Annotated in this window: 17 protein-coding genes; 9 read left to right on the top strand and 8 right to left on the bottom strand. The window is 72.4% G+C overall.

All coding sequences use genetic code 11. The features are described 5' to 3' along the window. Positions 1-34 precede the first annotated feature (34 nt). The 5 genes from QHG49_RS30325 to QHG49_RS30305 all read right to left on the bottom strand — a co-directional run bounded on the left by QHG49_RS30325 (position 35) and on the right by QHG49_RS30305 (position 3,990). Positions 35-1,261, bottom strand: coding sequence for an NAD(P)/FAD-dependent oxidoreductase (locus tag QHG49_RS30325; RefSeq protein ID WP_301491999.1), 1,227 nt, complete (start codon positions 1,259-1,261; stop codon positions 35-37). Next, complete coding sequence (locus QHG49_RS30320) at positions 1,258-1,452, bottom strand: ferredoxin (protein WP_145486070.1); 195 nt, start codon at positions 1,450-1,452, stop codon at positions 1,258-1,260. The genes QHG49_RS30325 and QHG49_RS30320 overlap by 4 nt, the downstream gene beginning before the upstream one ends. 207 nt (positions 1,453-1,659) lie before the next feature. Next, positions 1,660-2,889, bottom strand: coding sequence for a cytochrome P450 (locus QHG49_RS30315; protein ID WP_301491998.1), 1,230 nt, complete (start codon positions 2,887-2,889; stop codon positions 1,660-1,662). A 110-nt stretch (positions 2,890-2,999) separates the two neighbouring features. Continuing rightward, a complete protein-coding gene (locus QHG49_RS30310) occupies positions 3,000-3,626 on the bottom strand; it encodes a TetR/AcrR family transcriptional regulator (RefSeq protein WP_301491996.1) in 627 nt (208 codons plus the stop codon). A 112-nt stretch (positions 3,627-3,738) separates the two neighbouring features. Then, positions 3,739-3,990 (bottom strand): hypothetical protein, encoded by a 252-nt coding sequence (locus QHG49_RS30305; RefSeq protein ID WP_301491994.1) that lies wholly within the window; start codon positions 3,988-3,990, stop codon positions 3,739-3,741. Positions 3,991-4,217: 227 nt separating this feature from the next. Here QHG49_RS30305 and QHG49_RS30300 point away from each other — a divergent pair, with 227 nt between their 5' ends. Continuing rightward, positions 4,218-6,017, top strand: a complete 1,800-nt coding sequence (locus tag QHG49_RS30300) for a hypothetical protein (protein ID WP_301492963.1) — start codon at positions 4,218-4,220, stop codon at positions 6,015-6,017. Positions 6,018-6,021: 4 nt separating this feature from the next. Here QHG49_RS30300 and QHG49_RS30295 read toward each other — a convergent pair whose 3' ends face one another. Next, entirely contained in the window at positions 6,022-8,421 is a 2,400-nt protein-coding gene (locus tag QHG49_RS30295; protein WP_301491993.1) for a tetratricopeptide repeat protein, read from the bottom strand. Positions 8,422-8,629: 208 nt separating this feature from the next. Here QHG49_RS30295 and QHG49_RS30290 point away from each other — a divergent pair, with 208 nt between their 5' ends. Further along, positions 8,630-8,884, top strand: a complete 255-nt coding sequence (locus tag QHG49_RS30290) for a hypothetical protein (RefSeq protein WP_145486073.1) — start codon at positions 8,630-8,632, stop codon at positions 8,882-8,884. A 27-nt stretch (positions 8,885-8,911) separates the two neighbouring features. On the opposite strand, the gene QHG49_RS30285 is transcribed toward QHG49_RS30290, so the two are convergent. Next, on the bottom strand, positions 8,912-9,247 hold the full coding sequence (locus QHG49_RS30285; protein WP_159699123.1) for a hypothetical protein: 336 nt from the start codon (positions 9,245-9,247) through the stop codon (positions 8,912-8,914). Positions 9,248-9,492: 245 nt separating this feature from the next. On the opposite strand from QHG49_RS30285, the gene QHG49_RS30280 reads away from it, so the two are divergent. From QHG49_RS30280 to sbnA, 6 genes are all read left to right on the top strand, one after another. Continuing rightward, the gene (locus QHG49_RS30280; RefSeq protein WP_301491992.1) at positions 9,493-9,984 is read left to right on the top strand and encodes a hypothetical protein; all 492 of its coding nucleotides are present in this window, start codon (positions 9,493-9,495) and stop codon (positions 9,982-9,984) included. Between the two features lie 320 nt (positions 9,985-10,304). After that, entirely contained in the window at positions 10,305-12,902 is a 2,598-nt protein-coding gene (locus tag QHG49_RS30275; protein WP_301491991.1) for a Pls/PosA family non-ribosomal peptide synthetase, read from the top strand. 13 nt (positions 12,903-12,915) lie between these two features. Then, positions 12,916-16,170, top strand: a complete 3,255-nt coding sequence (locus QHG49_RS30270) for an amino acid adenylation domain-containing protein (RefSeq protein ID WP_301491989.1) — start codon at positions 12,916-12,918, stop codon at positions 16,168-16,170. A gap of 42 nt (positions 16,171-16,212) precedes the next feature. Then, positions 16,213-17,217, top strand: coding sequence for a TauD/TfdA family dioxygenase (locus QHG49_RS30265; RefSeq protein WP_159699133.1), 1,005 nt, complete (start codon positions 16,213-16,215; stop codon positions 17,215-17,217). After that, positions 17,214-18,284 carry a 2,3-diaminopropionate biosynthesis protein SbnB gene (sbnB, locus tag QHG49_RS30260; RefSeq protein ID WP_145486079.1) on the top strand — a complete coding sequence of 357 codons (1,071 nt, stop codon included), beginning with the start codon at positions 17,214-17,216 and terminating at the stop codon, positions 18,282-18,284. Before QHG49_RS30265 ends, sbnB begins: the two co-directional genes overlap by 4 nt. Before the next feature lie 34 nt (positions 18,285-18,318). Next, a complete protein-coding gene (sbnA, locus tag QHG49_RS30255) occupies positions 18,319-19,344 on the top strand; it encodes a 2,3-diaminopropionate biosynthesis protein SbnA (protein WP_145486080.1) in 1,026 nt (341 codons plus the stop codon). A 482-nt stretch (positions 19,345-19,826) separates the two neighbouring features. Here the strand turns inward: sbnA and QHG49_RS30250 are convergent, their stop codons facing one another. Next, a complete protein-coding gene (locus QHG49_RS30250) occupies positions 19,827-21,179 on the bottom strand; it encodes a hydrolytic protein (RefSeq protein ID WP_301491985.1) in 1,353 nt (450 codons plus the stop codon). Positions 21,180-21,405: 226 nt separating this feature from the next. On the opposite strand from QHG49_RS30250, the gene QHG49_RS30245 reads away from it, so the two are divergent. Then, complete coding sequence (locus QHG49_RS30245; protein ID WP_145486081.1) at positions 21,406-22,077, top strand: LuxR C-terminal-related transcriptional regulator; 672 nt, start codon at positions 21,406-21,408, stop codon at positions 22,075-22,077. The last annotated feature ends 111 nt before the right edge of the window (positions 22,078-22,188 follow it).

Raw genomic sequence — 22,188 nt, 5'->3', positions numbered from 1 at the left:
TACAGTGCCTGAATAAAACTTGAGCTACCTCATGTCAAGCCTGGACCGCCGCTTCCGGCGGGCCGTCCAGGGCGCGGGTCCACTCGGTTCCGGCCGCGAGCGCCGTACGCCAGGGGCGCAGGACACGGGGCGACATGCCCACGGCGAGCGCTCCGGTGAGCGCCGTACCCCTGCGGTAGGCCACGAGGAAGCTGCCGTCCGCCGGGTCGCCGTCGACCACCCGGGCCTCGTCGTGATCGCGCAGGTGTCCGAACGCCTGGATCCTGAGGTCGTACTGGTCGGACCAGAAGGAGGGCACCGGCGCGAACGGTCTGGCCTGCTCGGGGGCGAGGAGGTTGCGGGCGGCGGCCATGCCCTGTTCGGCCGCGTTCGTACGATGCTCCACGCGCATGTCGGTGCCGAAGAGCGGGTTGTGCCAGCGGGCCACGTCGCCCGCTGCGTAGATGCCGGGCGCGGCGGCGCTGTACCGGTCGCAGGCCACGCCGTCGGCCAACCGCAGCCCGCTGCCCTCCAGCCAGTCGGTGTTGGGCTCGGAGCCGATGGCGATCAGGACGTCGTCGGCCGGGATCGTGGTGCCGTCGCTGAGGAGCACGCCGGTGGCCCGGCCCGCCCCGGTGGTGATCCCGGCGACCTTGGTCCCGGTCCGCAGGTCCACGCCATGGTCGCGGTGGACCTGGGCCAGATAGGTGCCGACCTGCTGTCCGACGGCGTGTGCGAGGGGGACGGGGGCGGGTTCCACCAGGGTGACGGTCGCGCCGAGGGTACGCGCGGCGGCGGCGACCTCGGCCCCGAGGAACCCGGCGCCCACCACGACCAGCCGGCCCCCGGCGGACAGCCGCTCGCGCAGGGTGAGGGCGTCCCCGAGTTCCCGCAGGACATGGACGCCGGGGGTGTCGCACTCGGGCAGCCGGCGCGGCCGGACCCCGGTGGCGATGATCAGACCGTCGTACGTCAGGCCGGTGCCGTCGGCGAGGGTAACGGTGCGGGTCGCCGGGGCGAGGGCGGCGGCGGGCACGCCGAGCCGCAGGTCGAGGGCGAGGGCGTCCAGATCGGCCGGGCGGCGCAGGTGCACCCGCTCGGGCTCCCAGGCGCCGGTGAGGACCTGCTTGGACAGCGGCGGCCGGTCGTAGGGCGGGTGCGGCTCGCTCCCGACGAGGGTGAGCGAGCCGTCGTAGCCCGCGCGGCGCAGGGTCTCGGCGGCCGTCAGACCGGCCGCCGAGGCGCCCACCACGACGACGCGGCGCGGCGGGGTGCTCGTCACGCCTCCACCAGCCGGATCGCGGCGGCGGGGCAGATCGCGGCCGACTCCCGTACGTCCTCGTCGAGTTCAGGGCCGGGGGTGGCGTCCAGCAGCTGCACTATGCCCTCGTCGTCCTGGTCGAAGATCTGGGGCGCCACCAGGACGCACTGTCCGGAGGCGACGCATTTGGGCTGGTCGACTTCCACGCGCATGGGTTCCTCGTTTCATGCTTCGGTTCGCGATGGTGCGGGTGTGCCATGTGCCGTGTGGTGCGTGGTGCGTGGTGCGTGGTGCGTGGTGCGTGGTGCGTGGTGCGTGGTGCGTGGTGCGTGGTGCGTGGTGCGTGGTGCGTGGTGCGTGGTGCGTGGTGCGTGGTGCGTGGTGCGTGGTGCGTGGTGCGTGGTGCGTGCTGTGAAGTGCTACCAGGAGACGGGTAGTTCATAAACGCCGTAGACGAAGCCATCATGCTTGAACTCCAGTTGATCGAAGTCCGTGGCCAACGCCAGGGTGGGGATGCGGGAGTAGAGCGTGCTGTAGGCGACCTGGAGTTCGACGCGGGCGAGCGGCTGGCCGAGGCACTGGTGGATGCCGTAGCCGAAGGCGACATGGCGGCGGGCGTCGCGGGTGAGGTCGAGCCGGTCGGGGTCGGGGAAGACGCCGGGGTCACGGTTGGCGATGTCGTTGGCGAAGATCACACCGTCGCCCGCGCGGATCAGCTCGCCGTCGATCTCGATGTCCTCCAGCGCGACGCGCCGGCGCCCGGAGTGGACGATGTTCAGATAGCGCAGCAGCTCCTCCACGGCGGCGGCGACCCTCTTGGGGTCCTCGCAGTCGCGGAGCAGGGCGAGCTGGTCCAGGTTGCGCAGCAGGGCGACGGTGCCGAGCGCGATCATGTTGGCGGTGGTCTCGTGTCCCGCCACGAGCAGCAGGACGCCCATCTCGGCGGCCTGGCGCCGGGTCAGCTCGCCGGTGGCGACGCGCTGGACGGCGAGCTGGGAGAGCACGTCGTCCTCGGGGTGCGCGAGCTTGGCGGCCAGGAGTTCGTCCAGGTAGTCGGTGAGCGCCTCGGACGCGGCGAGCAGTTCCTCGCGGGTGGAGGTGCGGCGCACCAGGACGCGGCTGTGACGCTGGAAGAAGTCGTGCTGCTCGTACGGCACCCCGAGCAGCGCGCAGATGACCAGACTGGGCAGCGGCAGCGCGAACGCCTCGACCAGGTCGGTGGGGTTGGGCCCGGCGAGCATCCGCTCGATCAGGTCGTCCACGATCCGCTGCACGGACGGCCGCAGGGCCTCGACCTTCCTGATCGTGAAGGGGGCCGTCACCATGCGGCGCAGCCGGGCGTGCTCGGGGTCGTCCATGGTGAGGAAGGTGCTGCGGGTGCGGTCCCGCTCCTGCGTCGCGGCGCTGCGGTGCGGGTAGCCGGGGCGCCGGGGGTCGGCGCTGATGCGGGGGTCGCCGAGCAGGGCCCGTACGTCCTCGTGGCGGGTGATCATCCAGGGGCTGCTGCCGTCCCAGATGCGCACCCGGGAGACGGGCCGTTCGTTCTGGAGGTCCTTCAGGGCGGGGGGCGGATCGAAGGGGCATCCGGTGGCGCGGGGCATGGGGTGCTCGGGGAGCCCGGTCGGCGTGTCGACGACTGTCTCGGTCACAGCTGCCTCCTCGGCAAAGAGGCACCCAACACTCCTAACGGTGTTAGGTGCTTCGGGCGACTTTAGGGATCGCGGGGGACACGTCAACGGTGCCGAAGGGTTCGCCGTCGCTATCCGGCCACGACGCGATCGAGCAGGTCGTCCGCGCGCTGGAGCAGCCCGTGCCGGTCGACCTGGTAGGGCAGCGCCATCGCGATGGTGACGATGCCGTGCAGCGCCGACCACAGCAGCAGCGCGTCCTGTCCGGTGCCCACCTGCCCGGGGCGGTCCGTCGGCAGCGCGGCCAGTGCCTCCTCCCAGGCGCCGAGGACCAGCCGCACCGGGTGGTGCGGGGAGTCCTCGCGGGGGCCGACGACGCGCTCGACCCCGAACATCAGGCGGAAGCGCCGGGGGTTCTCCAGCGCAAAGGTGCAATAGCGGTGGGCCATGGCGCGCAGGGCGGAGCGAGGGGTGTGGGGGGCGGTGGAGGTGCCGCTGTCCCGTGCCTCCCTCAGCTCGGCGACCAGTTTCTCGTAGGCCCGGCGCGTCACCGTGGCGACCAGGTCGGAACGGTCCTTGAAGTGCAGATAGATGCTGGGCGCGGCGATGCCGACCTCGCGGGCGACCGCGCGCAGCGACAGCGCCTCCTCGCGGCCCGACTCGGCCAGCAGCCGGGCCGCGGCCGCGAGGATCTCCTCCTTCAGGGCGCCGCCCTCGCCCCACTGGCTCGGGGCGCGACGCTTGAACGTCTCGGTCACCTGTGCTCCCTCCGTTGCCTGCCTGCCGGGTGAAGCATTATCGGAGGTGGCCGAATATCTGTCGCCGCGGGTACCGGCGTTCCCGCGCGCCGGTGTGCCGCTACCGCTCGACTCAGGCCTCCTGGAAGGCCGTTGACCCCAGCTGGCGGGCGAGGAAGCGGGCCGCGCCGTCCGACTCGAAGCGGGGCGGTTCTTTGTGCCGCCCGAGGGTTGGCGTGCGGCGTCTTCTCCTCCGGACGGCGGGCGACCAGAGCACGCCGGGGATGTCGCCCAGGGTGAAGTCGCGTCCGAACACGCCGTCGGACGTCGTCCGGGCGGTGAACCGCACGGATCGCACGAGGTCGGCGACGGCCGCGTCAGCCACTCGGCCATGACGAGGCGGGGAGCGCCCTCACAAACACCTCGGTCATGGGTCCCACCTCCTCGCACCGGCGCACGGTGAGCGCAAAGCCGTCAGCCCGATCGCCGCCCCGTCGGCGGCGCGCGCCGATCCCTGTGGGTGTTCCCGGAGTTACGGCTCGATAGCATCGGGCGGACGGCCGGAGGAACGCCGAATCGATCAGGCCGGGACGGGGATACGCGCCAGTGGTGATGGGTGGGGCGGCACGGTTGCGGGTGCCGGTGGGGGCGGACGCCGAGCGCTGGGTCACACGGGCCGGGTGCCGCCGGGTGCTGCTGGTGGTGCACAACGTGACGTCCGCGACCCGGCTGCTGGATGTGCTGCCCCTGTTCGGCGGGGATGTACGGCTCCAGTTGTTCGCCACGTGCACGGGGTCCTCGCCGTTCCTCGCGGGCGTGGTCGAGCTACTGACCGGCATGGGGCTGCCCGTCCTGCCGTGGGAGCAGGCCAAGGAGACCACGTTCGACCTGGCCGTCTCGGCGAGCTACGGCGGTGAACTGGACGAGATCCGCGCGGAGTTGGTCGTCCTGTCCCACGGGATGGGCTACAACAAGCGGCTCGCCGCGCCGGACGCCGAACGGCGGGCGGCCGCACCGGTCTTCGGGCTCTCGCCGGACTGGCTGCTGCACCGCGGCCGTCCGCTCGCCGCGGCCACCGTCCTGTCCCACCCCGAGCAGCTGGAGCGGCTGCGCGCCTCCTGCCCGCAGGCCGCGCCCACGGCAGTCCTGGCGGGCGATCCCTGCTACGACCGGCTCATCGCCGCGCTCCCGCAGCGGGAACTCTTCCGTCGCGCCCTCGGCGTGGCACCGGGGCAGAAGCTGGTCGTGCTCAGCTCGACCTGGTCGTCGCGGTCCCTGTTCGGCACCGCGGAGGCGGGCTCCGGCGAGGAGTCCGGCGCGGACGATGTGCTGCCCTGGCTGCTGTCCCGGCTGTCCACGGAGCTGCCGGCCGACGAGTACCGCTCCGTCGCCGTCCTGCATCCGAACATCTGGTACGGGCACGGACCGGGCCAGATCAGGGCCTGGCTCGACCACGCCCGCCGGGCCGGTCTGGACGCCGTACCGCCGCTCGACTGGTGGCGGCAGGCCCTGATCGCGGCGGACTGTGTGCTCGGGGACCACTCCAGCGTCACCTACTACGCGGCCGCCATCGGCGCCCCCGTGCTCCTCGGGGCGTTCCCGCAGGACGCGCTCGACCCGCACTCCCCGGTGGCCGCGCTCGGCCGTACGGCGCCCCGCCTGGTCCGGCGCGGCAGCCTGCGCGCCCAGATCGACACGGCGATCAGCGCCCACGAGCCGGACCGCTACACGCACTTCGCCGAGCAGGCCAGTTCGACACCGGGCGAGTCCGCGGAGTTGCTGCGCCACCTCTTCTACCGCCTCATGGGCCTGCCCGAGCCCACCGGCCACACCGCGTTGCTCGACCCCCTGCCCCTGCCGCCCCATCAACCGGCCCGCCGCACCACGCCCGTCCGGGTCTTCGCCGAGGTGACCGACGGCCGGACGCCGGAGGTGGTGCTCGTACGGCACCCGGTGTCCGGCGACGCCCCCGACCCGGCGGACGGCCTCGCGGCGGCGGCCACGGCGTACGCGCACACGGCGGTGGACGAGGAGACCCGGGAGGCCGGCCGGCTGCGCGTCGCCGATGTCGTACTGCGGCACGCGCCCGCCGACGATCCACGGCTCGGACCGCCCGGTGCCTGGACGGCGGAGGCGCTGGCGCGGTACCCCTACTGCGCGCTGGCGGCGTACGCCGACGGTCCGGACCGCTGCGTCGTGCGCACCCGGCAGGGCGATCTGCTGCGGCTGTCCGCCGCCCCGGGGCCCGACGGCCGGCCGGACCTGTGCGATCCGGCCGCGTACGCCTCCGCGCTGCACACCTGGGTCACCAGCGGGCGGAAGATCTCCGAGGCCGTTCCGCACCTCGTCGTACGCACCGGCGCCGTGGCGCACCGGGTGACGGTCGAACGGCTGCCGCTCTTCCCGGTGTAGCGCCTCAGCCCGCCAGCGCCGTGAGGCGCTCCCGGGCGCGCCGCGCTCCGGTGCCGTCCTCCTCCTTCTCGTACCGCGCGGCGGCGGCCCGGAGATCCTCGGCGGCCAGCTCCGGGCGTCCGGCACGCCGGTGGCACTCGGCCCGCTGTTCCAGCGCGTCGGCGAGCTGGAGTCCCGCGCCCTCCGTCGCCATGGCCTCGACGGCCTTGTCCAGGCAGACGAGGGCGAGTTCGAGGTCGCCCGCGCCGAGGTGGGCCTCGCCCAGGCTCATGTAGACGCGGCCCTCGTTGTAGGTGTCGGCGCCGCCGGGCAGGGTGCGGAAGCCGACCAGTGATTCGTTCAACTTCTCGAAGGCGGCGGGGAATCGGCCCTCACGGGCGAGGACGCGGCCGAGGTGGTGCTTCAGGAGCTCGGTGGCGCGTCGGACGTCCTGCCAGCCGTCGTCACCCTCGCGGATGCGTCCCAGCAGCCGCAGGGCCTCCTCGAAGCTGTGCCGTGCCTCGTCATGGCGCCACAGCTTGAGGCGGAGCAGCCCGAGGGCCTCCACGGCGGTCGCCCGGCCGCGGAGGTGGCCGCATGCCGCGTCGGCCGTGGCGGCCGCTTCCAGGGCCTCCTCGGCCTTGTCCGCGTCACCGACCCCCATGTAGGCGAAGGCCAGTTGGACCAGCATGCGGCCCAGCGCGCGCCGGTCGCCGAACTCCTCGGCGCCGCGCCGGGCGGCCTCGACGCCGCGCAGATGCGTCTCGATCCACTGAGCGTGGAAGCCGAGCCGCAGATGCAGGCTCCACATCGCCTCGCACAGCTGCCACACGAGGTCGTCGTAGCCGTGGTGCTCGGCGGCGTGGATGACGGCCGCGAGGTTCTCCCGCTCGGCGCGCAGCTGCGCCAACGCCCGGGCGCCGTCTCCCGTTTCGGTGTGCTCCGGCACGGTGAGCCGGTCGTAGACGGGGCCGAGGTGCCAGCGGTGCGGGATCACCCGCAGGTCCGCGGCCGCCGCGAACCGCAGATACGCGATCGCCACCCGGCGGACCGCCTCGCGCATCCGGCGTTCCCCGTCCTCGGCGACCGCCAGCTCGCGGGCGTGCGCGCGGGCCAGGTCGTGGAAGCGGTAGCGCTCCTCCGCGACCTCCTCCAGCAGATGGACGCGGGCCAGCTGCTCCAGCATGTCCCGCGCCCGGGCCTCGTCGACGCCGGCCGCGTGCGCGGCGCACAGGACGGTCACGGTCGGCCAGGACCAGACCGCCAGCGCGCGGTAGAACGCGGCGCATTCGGGGGTGAGTTCGTTGTACGACACGTCCTGTGCGAGCCGGACGGGGTCGGCGGGGGCGTGCGGGTCGGTGTCTCCCATGGTGACTCCTGTCTGCCGCGTGCCGTCGATCCGGTCGGAGAGTCCGCGCGCCACCCGGGCCCAGGAGAGGTGTTCGCGCACGGCGAGTCCGGCGCCGGTGGTGCACACCGCGAGCGGGATGCCGCCGGTCCCCTCCGCGACGGCCCGTACGACCTCCTCCGGGGCACCCGAACGGGCTCGCCCGGCGACGCGGCGCAGCAGCAGGACGGAGTCGGCGGTGGACAGCGGCCCCAACGTGAGGGGATACGCCCCGTGTTCGGCCACGAGCCGACCGAGGCGGTGCCGGCTGCTCACCAGGACGAGGCACCCGGGCGAGGCGGGCAGCAAAGGGAGCACCTGCGCGTCGTTGAGCGCGTTGTCCAGTACGACGATCATGCGCCGGCCGGCCGTGTACTCCCGGAACAGGTCCCGCTGCCGTGCCTCGTCGCCGGGGATGGTGCCGACCTTGAGGCTCTCCAGGAAACGGACGAGTGCCTCGGAGGGCGTGAGGGCGGTGCCGGCGGACGCCCCGGCCAGATCGACGAACAGGACTCCGTCCGGGAACTCCTCGCGCAGCTCGTGCGCGCACCGTACGACGGTGGCAGTCTTGCCGATGCCGCCCTGCCCCGTGAGGGTGGCGACGACCGGTGCGCCGGGTGCGCGTCCGGCGTCGTCCAGCAGGCCCTTGATCCAGGCGAGCACGTCCTCGCGGTCGGTGAAGGCCGCGGTGGCGGGCGGCAGCATCTGCGGGCGGGAGGCGCCGGGTGCCACGGCCGGTACCGGGCGGGGCGCCAGCCAGGACGCCTCGCGGACCCACTCCCGCACCTCGCGGGCGAACTCCGGTGAGCTGCGGGCGAGTTCCACGAGCTGTGCGGCGGCGGCCCTGCGTTCGTGCTCGGTGACGGGCAGGACGAGCACCTGCTGCCCGGACGGGGTGCCCGGCTCGGAGCCCGCCCGGCCGAGCAGTCCGTGCAGCCGCTCGGAGATCCGCCTGCCCGTCTCACCGCCCGCCCCGGACAGCGCACCGGAGGCGACCGTGCCGACCGCCGAGAACACCAAATCGATCAACGGTTCCACCCAGCACTCCCCCAACTCGCCATAACGGCCATCGTATCGACAAACCGGTGGGGAGAGAGGGCGTACGGACGAGGGGGGCGGGCGCTCGCGCACCCGCCGATGCCAGGTGGGCCGAAACCCGTCCCCCCGGAGAGCCGAAAGGCCCTGTCGGCGGTTGCGCGGTCAGGGGATGGTGGGGGCGCGGGGCTTCTCAGGGGTGGTGGGCCGGATGGTGTACGGGCACGGTGGCGGGGGCTGGGTCTGGATGGCCTTCATGCCCCTCGTGTGGATCGCGGCCCTCGGGCTTCTCGGGTGGGGGATGCTGCGGCTCACGCGGCATCACGGCGGGCACGGGTGCGGCGAGGCGGCCCGGGAGACGCCGGAGGAGATCCTCGATCGGCGGTTCGCGTCCGGTGAGATCGACGCGCGGGCGTACACCGATGCCCGTGAGCGGCTTGCGGCGCATCGGGCGAAGCCTCGGTGATCTCCGGCGCGAACCGGCGTCACCCGCTCACTCCGGCGCGAAGTCGAAGCTGTTCCACAGCCCCGTCGCCCGCACCACCTGGTCCGTCGCGCCGATGTCCAGGAAGTTGTACGCGCCGCCCGCCGGTACCGTGCAGTCGGGGGTCGTGTAGAGGCGCAGGCTGCTCTGGGTCCGGTTGGTGACCTGGGTGATGCCCTGCGGGAAGCGGTGGCAGCCCTTGACCGAGGGGTTGGTGAGGGTCTGCACGACCCGTCCGTTGTTCCGGACCACGATCTGACCGGACGCCTGGTCCTGGCATGCGGTGAGCGCGATGCCGAGCAACGCGAAACCGGTGAGCGCGGCCAGCGGCCGTGAAGCGCGCATCGGGCCTCCTGTGCCAAGACGCCAAGACGGGTGCTGCCTGGGGACCTGGTCCCTCCACCACTATCGGTCAGAGTGCGCCGACCCGCCCGGCGAGGGCGTCCGCCCCGGGCGCATCGCCTGTTCAGCGGCGTCCTGGGGGCCTTTCGGGTGCCTGTGTGGCCCGGGTGTCGCACCCGGTGTGCGGGGCGGGGCCGCCCACCCTTCACTGAGGGGAACGAAACGCGGCGAGGGCACGGGAGTCACGCATGGCAGGGCACGGGAGACGGGGCGCGGCGGGCGCGGTGCTGGCCCTGGTCATGGTGTCGGCCGCCGGCTGCGGCAACGGTTCCCCGCACTCCCCCTCACCCGCCGAGCGGGCCGCCTCGGCCGCGTCCGCCGCCGCCTCGCTCGCCTCCCGGGGCGGCGACGCGCTCGCCTCGGCCTCGGCGGAGGCCGGCCGGGGACTCGACGAGGCCAAGGGTGGTCTGAACGCCAAGGACCAGGTGCGCCTCGGCGCCGTCACCCTCGGCGGCGACGGCCGGGCCACCGCCACGGTGACCGCGCGGAACACGGCCTCCTCCGCCAAGTCCTTCGCGGTCCAGGTCAACTTCACGGACGGTCACGGCAATCTGGTCGACGTCGTCGTGCTGACGGTCAGGAACGTGGCCGCGCACGCCTCGGGCCATGGCACCGCGCGCGGCAATCGCAGGCTGCGCGGCGAGGTGCGGGCGAACGTCGGCACGGCCCTTCGGTACTGACCCCGGCACACCCAGCCCGCCACGAAGCCACTCGCCCTCGCGGGCCCTCCACCCCGCCGAGCCCGCGCCGAACCGCCGCCCGAACCCCTGCGGAACCGCCGCCCGGACCCCCGACGCTGCCGCACGAGTGAACCGCCAAACGGGTGATCCGCAGCGGCCGCCAGCCCCGGGCGCCCAAGGATCACGGCTCCATCGGGCATTTCCGGCGAGTCGGTCGAATGGTTCGAAGTGACAGGCTTACGGTGCCCTGTCCACACTGAATTGGCGGTTCGTGATCAGGAATGTGCATCAACGATCCAGAACGTTCTCGAGGAGATCGAATGGTGGAGCAGTCTTCCGAGATCGATATAAGCGGGCCGGACGCAACCGCCCTCTCCGTGAGCGGCGCCGGCCCGGACAGAACAGAGACCGAGAGCAGACTCGCGGATGTGCTCGCCGAGGTGGTGGGCACTGAGCAGGTCCCGGTGGGCAGCCACTTCTTCACCGACCTCGGCGCCAACTCCCTGGTCATGGCCCAGTTCTGCGCACGGGTGCGCAAGCGGTCCGATCTGCCGTCCCCCTCGATGCGGGACATCTACCGGTACCCCACCATCCGGGACCTGGCCGAGGCGCTCGCCCCGGCCGCTCCCCCGCCGGACGAAGCCGCGGGCACCGCGGCGGCACTCGTGGCACCGGCACCCGCCGCACCTCCCGCGCCCCTGCCGCACACCGGCCGGCTGACCCACTTCCTGTGCGGGACCGTCCAGTTGCTGACCTTCCTCGCCTACTCGTTCGTCTCCGGTCTGGTCACCGGCACCGGCTACGAGTGGGTCGCCGACGGCAACGGGATCGCCGACATCTACGTACGGTCGCTGCTCTTCGGCGGCACCGGGTTCATCGCCCTGTGCGTCTTCCCGGTCATCGCCAAGTGGCTGCTGGTCGGACGCGCCAAACCGGCCGACTTCCCCGTCTGGGGCCTCGCGTACCTGCGCTTCTGGCTGGTGAAGGCGCTGCTGCACGCGAACCCGATGGTCCTCCTCGCCGGCACCCCGCTGTACGTGCTGTACCTGCGGGCCCTGGGCGCGCGGATCGGCAAGGGGGTCACGATCCTCTCGCACACCCTGCCGGTCTGCCCCGACCTGGTGACGATCGGCGCCGGGACGGTGATCCGCAAGGACTCCTTCATCCTCGGCTACCGGGCGCACCGGGGCCGCATCCAGACCGGCCGGATCACCCTGGGCGAGGGCGTGTTCATCGGGGAGAAGACCACCCTGGACATCGACACCGCGATGGGCGACGGCTCGCAGCTCGGGCACGCCTCGGCGCTGCACCGCGGCCAGGCGGTCCCGGCCGGCGAGCGCTGGCACGGCTCCCCCGCCGAGCCCGCCGAGACCGACTACCTGCGGGTGCCGCCCGCCCGGTGCGGCACCCTGCGCCGGGCCTGGTTCGGCCTCGGCACGCTGGTCCAACTGGTCTTCGTCTACATCCCGTTGGCCGTCGGCGGGATGTACATACTGTTCACCGCGGTACCGGCGATCGGCAGCCGCCTCGACCCGGACACCGAGGATCTGGCGCCCGACCGGCTGCTCGCCGACGCGGCTCTGCTCTCCCTCGCGCTGTTCGCCGGCTTCATCCTCGTGGGCCTCGCCGTCCTGTACACGCTGCCCCGGCTGCTGCGGCTGGTCGTCCGGCCCGACCGGGTCTACCCGCTCTACGGCCTCCGCTACGCGCTGCACCGCACGACGGCCCGGCTGACGAACGTCAAGTTCTACGCCTGGCTGTTCGGTGACAGCTCGTTCGTCGTGCACTATCTGCGCGGCCTCGGGTACGACCTGTCGCACGTCGAGCAGACCGGTTCGAACTTCGGCACCGAAGTGCAGCACGAGACACCGCTGTTGGTCTCGGTCGGCAGCGGCACCATGGTGGCCGACGGGCTGTCCGTCCTCAACGCGGAGTATTCGAGCACGTCGTTCCGGCTGTCGCGGGTGTCGATCGGGCCGCGCAACTTCCTCGGCAACAACATCGCCTACCCGGCGGGCGGCCGGACCGGCGAGAACTGCCTGCTGGCGACCAAGGTGATGATCCCGCTGGACGGCGAGATCAGACAGGGCGTGGGACTGCTCGGCTCGCCGTGCTTCGAGATCCCGCGCTCGGTCGACCGCGACGCCCGCTTCGACCATCTGCGCGAGGGCGAGGAGCTGAGCACCCGGCTGCGGGCGAAGAACCACTACAACCTGCGCTCGATGGCCTGGTGGCTGCTCGCCCGCTGGCTGCACGTCTTCGTGCTCACCCTGTTCGCACTGGCCACGGTGGATCTGTACGGCGTGGCGGGCCATGTGGTGATAGGAGCCTATCTGGCGCTCACCCTCGCCTTCTCCACCGCGTACTACATCGTGCTGGAGCGCTGCATGACCAGGTTCCGGGGGCTGCGGCCCCAGTTGTGCTCCATCTACGACCGGGACTTCTGGCGGATCGAGCGCCTGTGGAAGGTGCCGTCGCAGTGGCTCAACATCTTCAACGGCACCCCGTTCAAGACCCTGGTCTGGCGGCTGATGGGGGTGCGCGTGGGCCGCATGGTGTTCGACGACGGCTGCTACATCACCGACCGCACCCTCGCGGTCATCGGCGACGAGTGCACCCTGAACGCGGGCAGCAAGATCCAGTGCCACTCGCAGGAGGACGGCACCTTCAAGTCCGACTACATCAGGCTCGGCGCCGGTACCACGCTGGGCGTCTCCGCCCATGTCCACTACGGCGTGACGATGGGCGAGGGCTCGGTGCTGGTCTCCGACTCCTTCCTCATGAAGGGCGAGGAAGTGCCCCCGCACGCGCGCTGGGGCGGCAACCCCGCGGTGGAGATGCCGGTGGCCGACGGACCGCCGGGCGCCCCCGCCCCGACCGCTTCTACAGCAGGCGCCACCGCGGCGACCGTGAGTTGAGGAAGGCCATTCGATGGGAACGCGTGTGGAAGCGGACCGGGAGTTCTGGCAGCGGGTGCTGACCGCCGGCGGTGTCACCCCGGTGCCGCGCTGGGTGCGGGAGCCGGCTGCCGGGTCGGCCGAGCACGAGATGCCGGTGCCGGACGAGGTGGCACGGGCGGTGCGCGAGCTGGTCGGGCGCCAGGGGGTGCCGGTGAGCGCGCTGCTGCTCGCGGCGCACGCCAAGGTGCTGGCCACGCTGTCCGGTGAGCCGGAGGTGGTCACCGGCTACACCACCGGGGTGCGCGGCGAACCGCTGCCCTGCCGGCTCACCGTCCGGCCCGGCTCCTGGCGGGAGCTGGCGGCGGCGGCCGAGCACGCGGAGGCGGAGGTGCTGGCGCACCGGGAGTTCCCGGTGGAGAAGCTGCGCCGCGAACTCGGTCTGACCGAGCCGCCGTACGAGGTGGTGTTCGGGCCGATCGGGGCCGACGAGAACCACGCCGACGACGGTGTCCTGCACGTCCGCTGGTCGGAGCGGGGCGGCCGGCTGCTGCTGCGCCTCGGGTACCGCAAGGACGTCCTGGACGCCGCCGCCGCTGCCCGGATCGGCGGCTACCACCTGACCGCCCTCGGGCTGCTGGCCGCCGACCCGGACGCCGACCACGGCGCGCGGAGCCTGCTGTCGGACGACGAGGTGCGCGAGCAGCTGGAGAGGCTGGCCGGGCCGCACCGGCCGCTGCCCGAGGCGCGGGCGCACGAGCTGTTCGAGCAGCGGGTGCGGACGCGTCCGGACGCGGTGGCGGTCGTAGAGGGCGAACGGCGGTGGACGTACGACGAGCTGAACCGGCGGGCCAACCGGCTGGCGCGGGCGCTCGTCGAGCGGGGCGTCGGCCGGGAGGACGTGGTCGCGGTCGTCATGGAGCGCGGCCTCGACTGGCCGGCGGCGACGCTCGCGGTGCTCAAGGCGGGCGCCGTCTATCTGCCGGTCGAGCCGCACTTCCCGGCCGGCCGGATCGCGGCGACGCTGTCGCGGGCCGGCTGCCGGCTGGTGCTGACCGAGTCCGGCAGCACCGCCACCCTGGACGAGGCGCTGACCTCGGTGACGGGGGCGGAGCGGCTGCTGGTCGAGGAGGCGTACGCGGAGCCGCACGCCGAGGACGACCTCCGCATGCGGGTGGACGCCGACCAGTTGGCGTACATCTACTTCACCTCCGGCTCCACCGGTGAGCCTAAGGGGGCGATGTGCGAGCACGCGGGACTGCTCAACCACCTCTTCGCCAAGATCGACGATCTGGGCATCGGCGAGGGCTCGGTGGTGGCGCAGACGGCGCCGCAGTGCTTCGACATCTCGCTGTGGCAGCTGGTGTCCGCGCTCATGGTCGGCGGCCGGACCCTGCTGATCGGGCAGGACGAGATCACGGACGTGGAGCGCTTCGTCGGCACGCTGGCCGACGGACGGGTCACGGTGGCGCAGCTGGTGCCCTCCTATCTGGAGGTCGTGGTCTCCTACTTGGAGCAGCGGCCGCGCGAACTGCCGGACCTGCGCTGTGTGTCGGTGACCGGGGAGGCCCTCAAGCGGGAGCTGACGCAGCGCTGGTTCGCCATCGAGCCGGACATCAAGCTGCTCAACGCCTATGGCCTGACGGAGACTTCGGACGACACCAACCACGAGGTCCTGGACCGGGTGCCGGAGCGGGTGCTGCTGGGGCGCGCGGTGAACAACGTACGCGTCTACGTGGTGGACGAGCGGCTGTCGCTGGTGCCGCTGGGCGCGCCCGGTCTGATCGCGTTCTCCGGTGTCTGTGTGGGCCGGGGGTACGTCAACGACCCGGAGCGCACCCGGGAGGCGTACCGCACGGACCCGTACCGGCCCGGCGAGCGGCTGTATCTCGGCGGTGACTGGGGGCGCTGGCACCCTGACGGCAAGCTGGAGTTCCTGGGCCGCCGGGACAACCAGGTGAAGATCCGCGGGTTCCGTATCGAGATCGGGGAGATCGAGAACGCGCTGCTGCGGGTGCCCGGGGTCCGGGACGCGGCGGTGGTGGTCACCGAGCGGGGCGGCGGCAGCAGGCATCTGATCGCCTTCTGCTCGGGCGCGCCCCGGCCGGTGGAGGAGCTGCGCGAGGCGCTCGGCGCGGTCCTGCCCGCCTATATGGTCCCCTCGGCCTTCCACTGGCAGGAGGCGCTGCCGCTGACCGCCAACGGGAAGATCGACCGCAAGGCGCTCACCGCGCTGGCGGCGAAGGCCGCGCCGGCCGCGGAGGAGACCCCGGCATCGGACGTCCCGCTGGGTCCCGCCGAACGGCGGCTCGCCGCGGCCTGGGCCGAGGTGCTGGGTGTACCGGCCGAACAGGTGCGCCGCTCGGATCAGTTCTTCGACTCCGGCGGCACCTCGCTGACCGCGGTCAAGCTCAGCATCGCGCTGGAGCGCGCGGTGTCCCTCAAGGACATCACCCGGCACCCGGTCCTCGCCGATCTGGCCGCGCTGCTGGACGGCGCGACCCGGCAGCACGGGGAGTTGCTCCAGCCGCTCGCGGAGGGGGGCGGCGCGGCCGAGGGCGCGCTGGTCTGCTTCCCGTACGCGGGCGGCAACGCGGTCAACTTCCAGCCGATGGCGAGCGCGCTGGCCGGCAGCGGGCTCACGGTCCTCGCGGTGGATCTGCCCGGGCACGATCTGGCCGCGCACCAGGAGCCATTCGTCTCCATCGCGCAGGTCGCCGAGCAGGTCGCCGCGGAGATCGTCGGGCGCGGGCTGACCCGGGTGATGCTGTGGGGCCACTCCTCGGGGGCCGCGCCCGCGATCGAGACGGCCCGGCGGCTCGCCGAGCGGGGCGTGCGGGTCACCCGGGTGTTCATCGGCGCCCAGCTCCTCGGGACCGCCGACGAACGGGGCGCCGCCGTGGCCGAGTTGACCGGCCTCGGTGACGCCGAGATCGCGGCGCGGCTGACCGCGGACAGCGGCTACACCGAGCTGGCGGAGCTGAACGAGGCACACGCCGAGCACATCGGCGCCGCCTACCGGCACGACTGCGTGGCCGCGCACCGCTATCTGCGGGCGGCCCTCCAGTCCGCGCCGCCCCCCAAACTGGCCGCGCCGCTCACGGTGGTCGTCGCGGCCGACGATCCGCACACCGCGGGCGCGCCGGAGCGCCACCGGGACTGGCTGCTGCTGGCCGACCAGGTGGAGCTGCACGAACTCGCCGACGGCGGCCACTACTTCCCCCGTACCCGGCCGGCCGAGGCGGCGCGTGCCGTGCTGCGGGCCGCCGTACCCCTGGCCACGTCCTGAGTCACGCGGACCCTCCAGACGGGCAACCGAAAGGAAACCGAGATGCCGTTCTCATCCCTTGCAGCGCCGCTCGAGGTGGAGCTGCGGCCGCACAGACCGGCGCTGCTGCGCGTCGACTCCCCGGGCGACGCCCCGGACTGGGCGGGCGCGCACCGCGAGGCGCTGCGCGCGCTGGTGACCGAGCACGGGGCGTTGCTCGTCCGTGGTCTGGGCCTGCGGGACGCGGACCAGGTCGGTGCCGTCTTCGCCCGGATCACCGGTGAACTGATGCCGGAGCGCGAGGCGTTCGCACCGCGCGAGGTCCTCGCGCCCGGGGTGTACTCGTCCACGCCGTGGCCGGCCAATCAGCCGATGTGCATGCACCACGAGCTGAGCTACACGCTGGACGTGCCCTCCCTGATGCTGTTCGCGTGCCTGACCGCGGCCGCGGAGGGCGGGGCGACGGCGGTGGCCGACGCCGAGGAGGTGCTCGACGCGCTGCCCGCCTCGCTGACCGAGCGGTTCGAGCGCGAGGGCTGGCTGCTGACCCGCAGCTACAACGACGAGATCGGGGCCTCGCTGGCCGAGTCGTTCGGCACCGAGGACCGCGAGGAGATCGAGCGCTACTGCCGGGCGCACGCCATCGAGTTCACCTGGCGGCCGGACGGCTCGCTGCACACCCGGCAGCGGCGCAGCGCGGTCGTCCGGCATCCGGTCACCGGCCGGCGCTGCTGGTTCAACCAGATCGCGTTCCTCAACGAGTGGACGCTGTCCCCGGAGGTGCGCGAGTACCTGGTGGACATGTACGGCGAGGACGGGCTGCCGTTCAACACCCGTTACGGGGACGGCACCCCGATCGGCGAGGAGGTGGTCGAACTGCTCAACTCCACCTATGAGGCACACACCCGGCGCGAGCCCTGGCAGGCCGGGGATCTGCTGCTCGTGGACAACATCTCCACCGCGCACAGCCGCGAGCCGTTCAGCGGCGAGCGGCAGGTGCTGGTGGGCATGGCGGAGCCGCACCGGCTCGCCGACGGCTGCCCGACCCCGGAGGCGAGCGAGCGATGACCGATCTGCTGACGACAGCCGCCGAGCAGACGGCGGGCGGCCCCTCGGTGCCGACGTTCTCGGTACTCTCCGGGCAGCAGGTGCAGCAGGCGCTGACCGGGCGCGAGCGGGAGCTGGTGGCGCTGGTGGAGGCCACCTACCGGCTGCACGGCGCCGGGGACTCGGTGAACCCGCCGTCGTACTTCCTGCGCTTCCCGGACCGTCCGAACTCGCGGATCATCGCGCTGCCGGCCTCGATCGGCGGTTCGGTGCACGTGGACGGCCTGAAGTGGATCTCCAGTTTCCCGGACAATGTGCGCTCCGGGCTGCCGCGGGCCTCCGCGGTGCTGATCCTCAACGACCCGGAGACGGGCTATCCGTTCGCCTGTCTGGAGAGCTCCATCATCAGCGCCACCCGGACCGCCGCGTCCGCGGCGCTCGCGGCCGACTGGCTCAGCCGCGGCCGGGGTGCCCGGCCCGCACGCATCGGGTTCTTCGGCACCGGGCTGATCGCCCGGTACATCCACACCTTCCTGGCCGGCACCGGCTGGGAGTTCGACGCGATCGGTGTGCACGACGTGTCCGCCGACAGCGCCGAGGGGTTCCGCGGCTATCTGCGCCAGAGCGGTGCGGGCGGCGAGGTCACCGTGCACGAGCGTGCCGAGGACCTGATCCGCGACAGCGATCTCGTGGTCTTCGCCACGGTCGCCGGCAAGCCGCATGTCACCGACCCGGCGTGGTTCGACCACAACCCCCTGGTCCTGCACGTGTCCTTGCGGGACCTGGCCCCCGAAGTCCTGCTGGGCGCCGCCAACTTCGTCGACGACGTCGAGCACTGCCTGAAGGCCGACACCTCACCCCATCTGGCCGAACAGCTCACCGGGGACCGCGACTTCCTCAACGGCACGCTCAACGACGTGCTCCAGGGGCGGTCCGCGCCGCCGGCCGACCGACCGGTGATCTTCTCGCCCTTCGGACTCGGTGTCCTCGATCTCGCCGTCGGCAAGTACGTCTACGACGAGGTATCCCGGGCGGGCAGCCTCCGCCTCATCGACGACTTCTTCCACGACCTGCGCCGGTACGGCTGAGGCCCGTCCTCGGCCCGGCACCAGGAGGTCCGCCGTGCCTGTCATTACCGCTCCCTATGCCTTCAACGAGGGCCATCTCTTCGTCGACCTGAAGTCGATCTGCGGACAACCCCTCCATCTCAAGTGCGAGGGCTTCAATTTCGCCGGCTCCATCAAGCTGAAGGCCGCGAACGAGATGGTGGAGAGCGCCGAGCGGGACGGACTCCTGACGCCGGAGTCCATCCTCGTCGAGTCCTCCTCCGGGAACCTCGGCGTGGCGCTCAGTATGATCGCCGCCAGCAAGGGCTACCAGTTCCTGTGTGTGACGGACTCCCGTTGCAACCTGTCGACCAGACTGCTGATGGAGGCGCTCGGCAGCGAGGTGCATGTCATCGCCGACCAGGACTCCAACGGCGGTTTCCTGGGCACGCGGATCGAGTACGTGCGCCAGCTGTGCGCGTCCGACGAACGGTACGTCTGGCTCAGCCAGTACACCAACGCGGGCAACTGGCGGGCGCACTACCGCACCACGGCCCCGGAGATCGCCCAGCAGTTCCCGGACCTGGACGTGGTGTTCATCGGGGCCGGCACCACCGGCACCCTGATGGGCTGCGCCCGCTGGTTCCGGCAGTGGCACCGGCCGGTGCGGATCGTCGCCGTGGACAGCGTGGGCTCGGTGGCCTTCGGCGGCGAGCCGGGCCGCCGGATGATCCCGGGTCTGGGCATGAGCATGCGCCCGCCGCTGCTGGACGAGTCCGTCGTGGACGAGGTGATCCGGGTGGAGGAGGCGGACACCATCCGCATGTGCCACCGGATGGCCCGCCGCGGCTTCCTGTTCGGCGGTTCCACCGGGACCGTCGTCAGCGGGGCCACCGACTGGCTCGCCCGCAACGACGCCAGCGGCCTGTCCGCGGTCGCCATCGCGCCCGACATGGGTGAGCGCTACCTCGACACCGTCTACCAGACCAACTGGCTCCAGGACCTGTACGGCGATCACGTCCTGGCGGCGGAGGGGATGGACTCCGTGACGGAGGAGGTCGAGTCCGCGACCCGGACGTCGGAGCGCAGGCGCCGCTCGTAGCGCCTCGCCCAGGGAAGGGCGCCTGACCGGGGATGTTGCCCGGAAGGCGCCCTTCGGCATGCCCTCAAGGGCAGCGCCCGGGTGCGGCGGGGGGCACTTTCACGCCGTACGGAGGGGCACTCCCGCCCGGTCCCGGAGGGCAGCCGCACCTCGGACGCGGGGGCATGGACATGGCGCACCCGGGGTACTTGCGCGAAGCGTGGCGGGATGCTTTCGCGGCGCGCGTGGGGGCGTGCGTGCGCCCGCGCGCCCCCCTCTCACGCCCCTCCCCCACATGAACGGTAGGGAATAGGCCATTCCGTCCGGACCATGTCGGTCCCCAGGCCCCGGTCCGGCTCCCGTCACGACCCGAAATCCCTGGCCATCCGCACTGACCTGCACATTTCCTGCACAGTAGGGCCCGATATCGGTTTTCGGACGGAGTGAAAGTCTCCCCTTCCCACACAGGCCACACCAGGCGAACTATTTTCGGAAAAGCCGCCTCACTGTGAGACGTTGGCGAGTACACCGCTCACGTTCAGGACCTCATGGCACTGCTGTGCCTGCCGGCCCGTGGCCGGAGTACCCGGCTTCGCGCAGCTGACCTTCGCGGTGACGGTGGCGTTCGCGGGGATCTCGATGGGGGTGACCCAGTGGTAGTCCTGGTTGCGGAAGGTCTCCAGCGCGATCGTGGTGATCTTACGGTCGCCGAAGGTGATGGTCATGACCCCCTCGTCGCCCTGGAAGTTGGCGACCACGATGTCCGTGACGCCGAACACCTTGCCCTGCGGCACCGTGTAGCTGCCGGTCTTGTCCTGTCCGCCGGCCGTCTCCACGTCGATGGTGGTCGAGCTCTGCTCGCCGCCGCCCGCCGAGGTGCCGGGACCGGTGCCACCGGGGCTCCCGCCGCCGGGCACACCGGGACCCGCGCCGCCCTGCTCCTTGCCCGTGCCGTTACCGGTCCCGGTGCCCGTGCCGGTGCCCGGCGACTGTCCGTTCTTGCCGTCGCCCGGAGTGGGCCGCGGCTGGACCACCTCGTCGGCGGCCTGCCGGGCCGCGCTGCGCACCGCCGGGCGCACCAGCGCGAACCAGGCGAGCAGCAGGGCGAGGATGGCCGCGAGGAGTGCCAGCAGCCACTTCGGGAAGATGGGGATCTGGACGAACTCGGCCTCCAGCGGAGGCCGTACGTACGCCGCGGGACGCGCGCTCGCCTCCGCCTGCGCCTCGGCCGCGCCGTCGGTGGTGTGCACGGTGAACGGCCACACGGCGGGCTTGCCGAACCACACCGGCTTGCCGATGCGCACCCGCAGCCGGGTCTCCGCCGACTCCCCGGGCTCCAGTTGCAGTTCGGCCGGCACGAACCCGAACCGCAGTTCCTCGCCCGCCTGTTCGGGCCGGAAGGAGACCCGCGTCGGGGTGTTGCCCTCGTTGCGCACCGCCAGCCGGTAGCGGCCGCGCAGCCAGCCGCGGCGGCGCCGCGGGAGGATCTCGGTCCGCAGCTCGTGGAACTCCTCGACGTGCACCGTGGTCTCGGGCACGGTGACCGACTCGGGATGCTCGGCCGGCAACACCCGTACGCCCAGCGGCACATCGCCGGCCCGGACCTCGGGCGAGCGGGGTGGGGCCAGGGTGATGGTCACCGTCTCGGAGGTGCCGGGGTAGAGCGAGATACGCGCGGGTGCCACGGTCGCCCAGGGCGCACAGTCGCCCACCACCTCCAGCGTGTACGCCTCGACGATGTCGCTGTCGTTGCGCACGGTCAGGCTGGTGGTGGCGGTGCCGCCCGGGGTCACCGACACGGCCGGGATGTCGAGGCCGGGGGCGCCGGGTCCGGAAGAGGCTGCAGATGGCGTCACGCCACGACGGTAGAGCCGTACCCGAACCGCCACGAGAGATACGGGGGCAACTTCCGGGCAGTCGACGTGCCCGCAGCGGCCAAGGTCAACACCACCGATCGGGACGCGAGCTGACACGCCGAAGGCGTCGTGTGCTCCATCCCACCGCCCCGGACGCCACCACCGCCGCCCGGGGCGCGTCCTGAAGAACGCCACCATGTCCGGCCTTGCGAAAGAAAGTACCTTCATGATCGTCCAGATGCCCGGCGGAACCCCGCCCGTCTCCGTCGGCCGCCCGGACCGGGTGACCGTGGCCGTCTACGCCCAGGATCTCGTCCTGCACATCGGCATCGTCCAGCAGCTGCGCCAGCGACCGGAATTGGAGTTGCTCCCGGACGGCGACGCGGACGGGGCGAGGATCTCGCTCGTGGTCGTCGACACCGTGGACGACGAGGTGACGGCCCTGTTGCAGCGGCTCCAGCGCAACACCGCCACCCGCACCGGGCTGGTGGTGGGCACCTTCGAATCCGCGGCACTGCAACGGGTGATCGAGTGCGGGGTGGGCGCGGTGCTGCGGCGTCAGGAGGCGGACCAGGACCGGCTGCTGCACCTGGTGCTGGCGCTGGCCAAGGGCGAGGGCGTGTTGCCCGGCGATCTGCTCGGCAAACTGCTCAGCCATGTCGGCAGCCTCCAGCGCTCGACGCTCGATCCGCGCGGTCTTTCGCTGTCCACGCTGACCGCGCGCGAGGCGGACATGCTGCGCCTGGTGGCGGAGGGGCTGGACACCTCGGAGATCGCGGAGAAGACGTCGTACTCCGAACGGACCGTCAAGAACGTGCTGCACGAGGTCACCACGCGCCTCCAACTGCGCAACCGGGCGCACGCGGTGGGGTACGCGCTGCGCAACGGACTGATCTGACGCCGGCTCGGCGGACCGGGCCGACGGCTGTCCGGGCACCCGGGGGCTGCCCGAAAGCGCAACGGGCCCTTCCCCCGGCAGGGTCCCCGCCGCCCTGCCGCCGGGCGCGCC

The organism is Streptomyces sp. WP-1 (assembly GCF_030450125.1).
Lineage (GTDB): Bacteria > Actinomycetota > Actinomycetes > Streptomycetales > Streptomycetaceae > Streptomyces > Streptomyces incarnatus.
The sequence above is the reverse complement of the archived record's forward strand: the minus strand, read 5'-3'. Positions and strand labels throughout refer to the sequence as shown.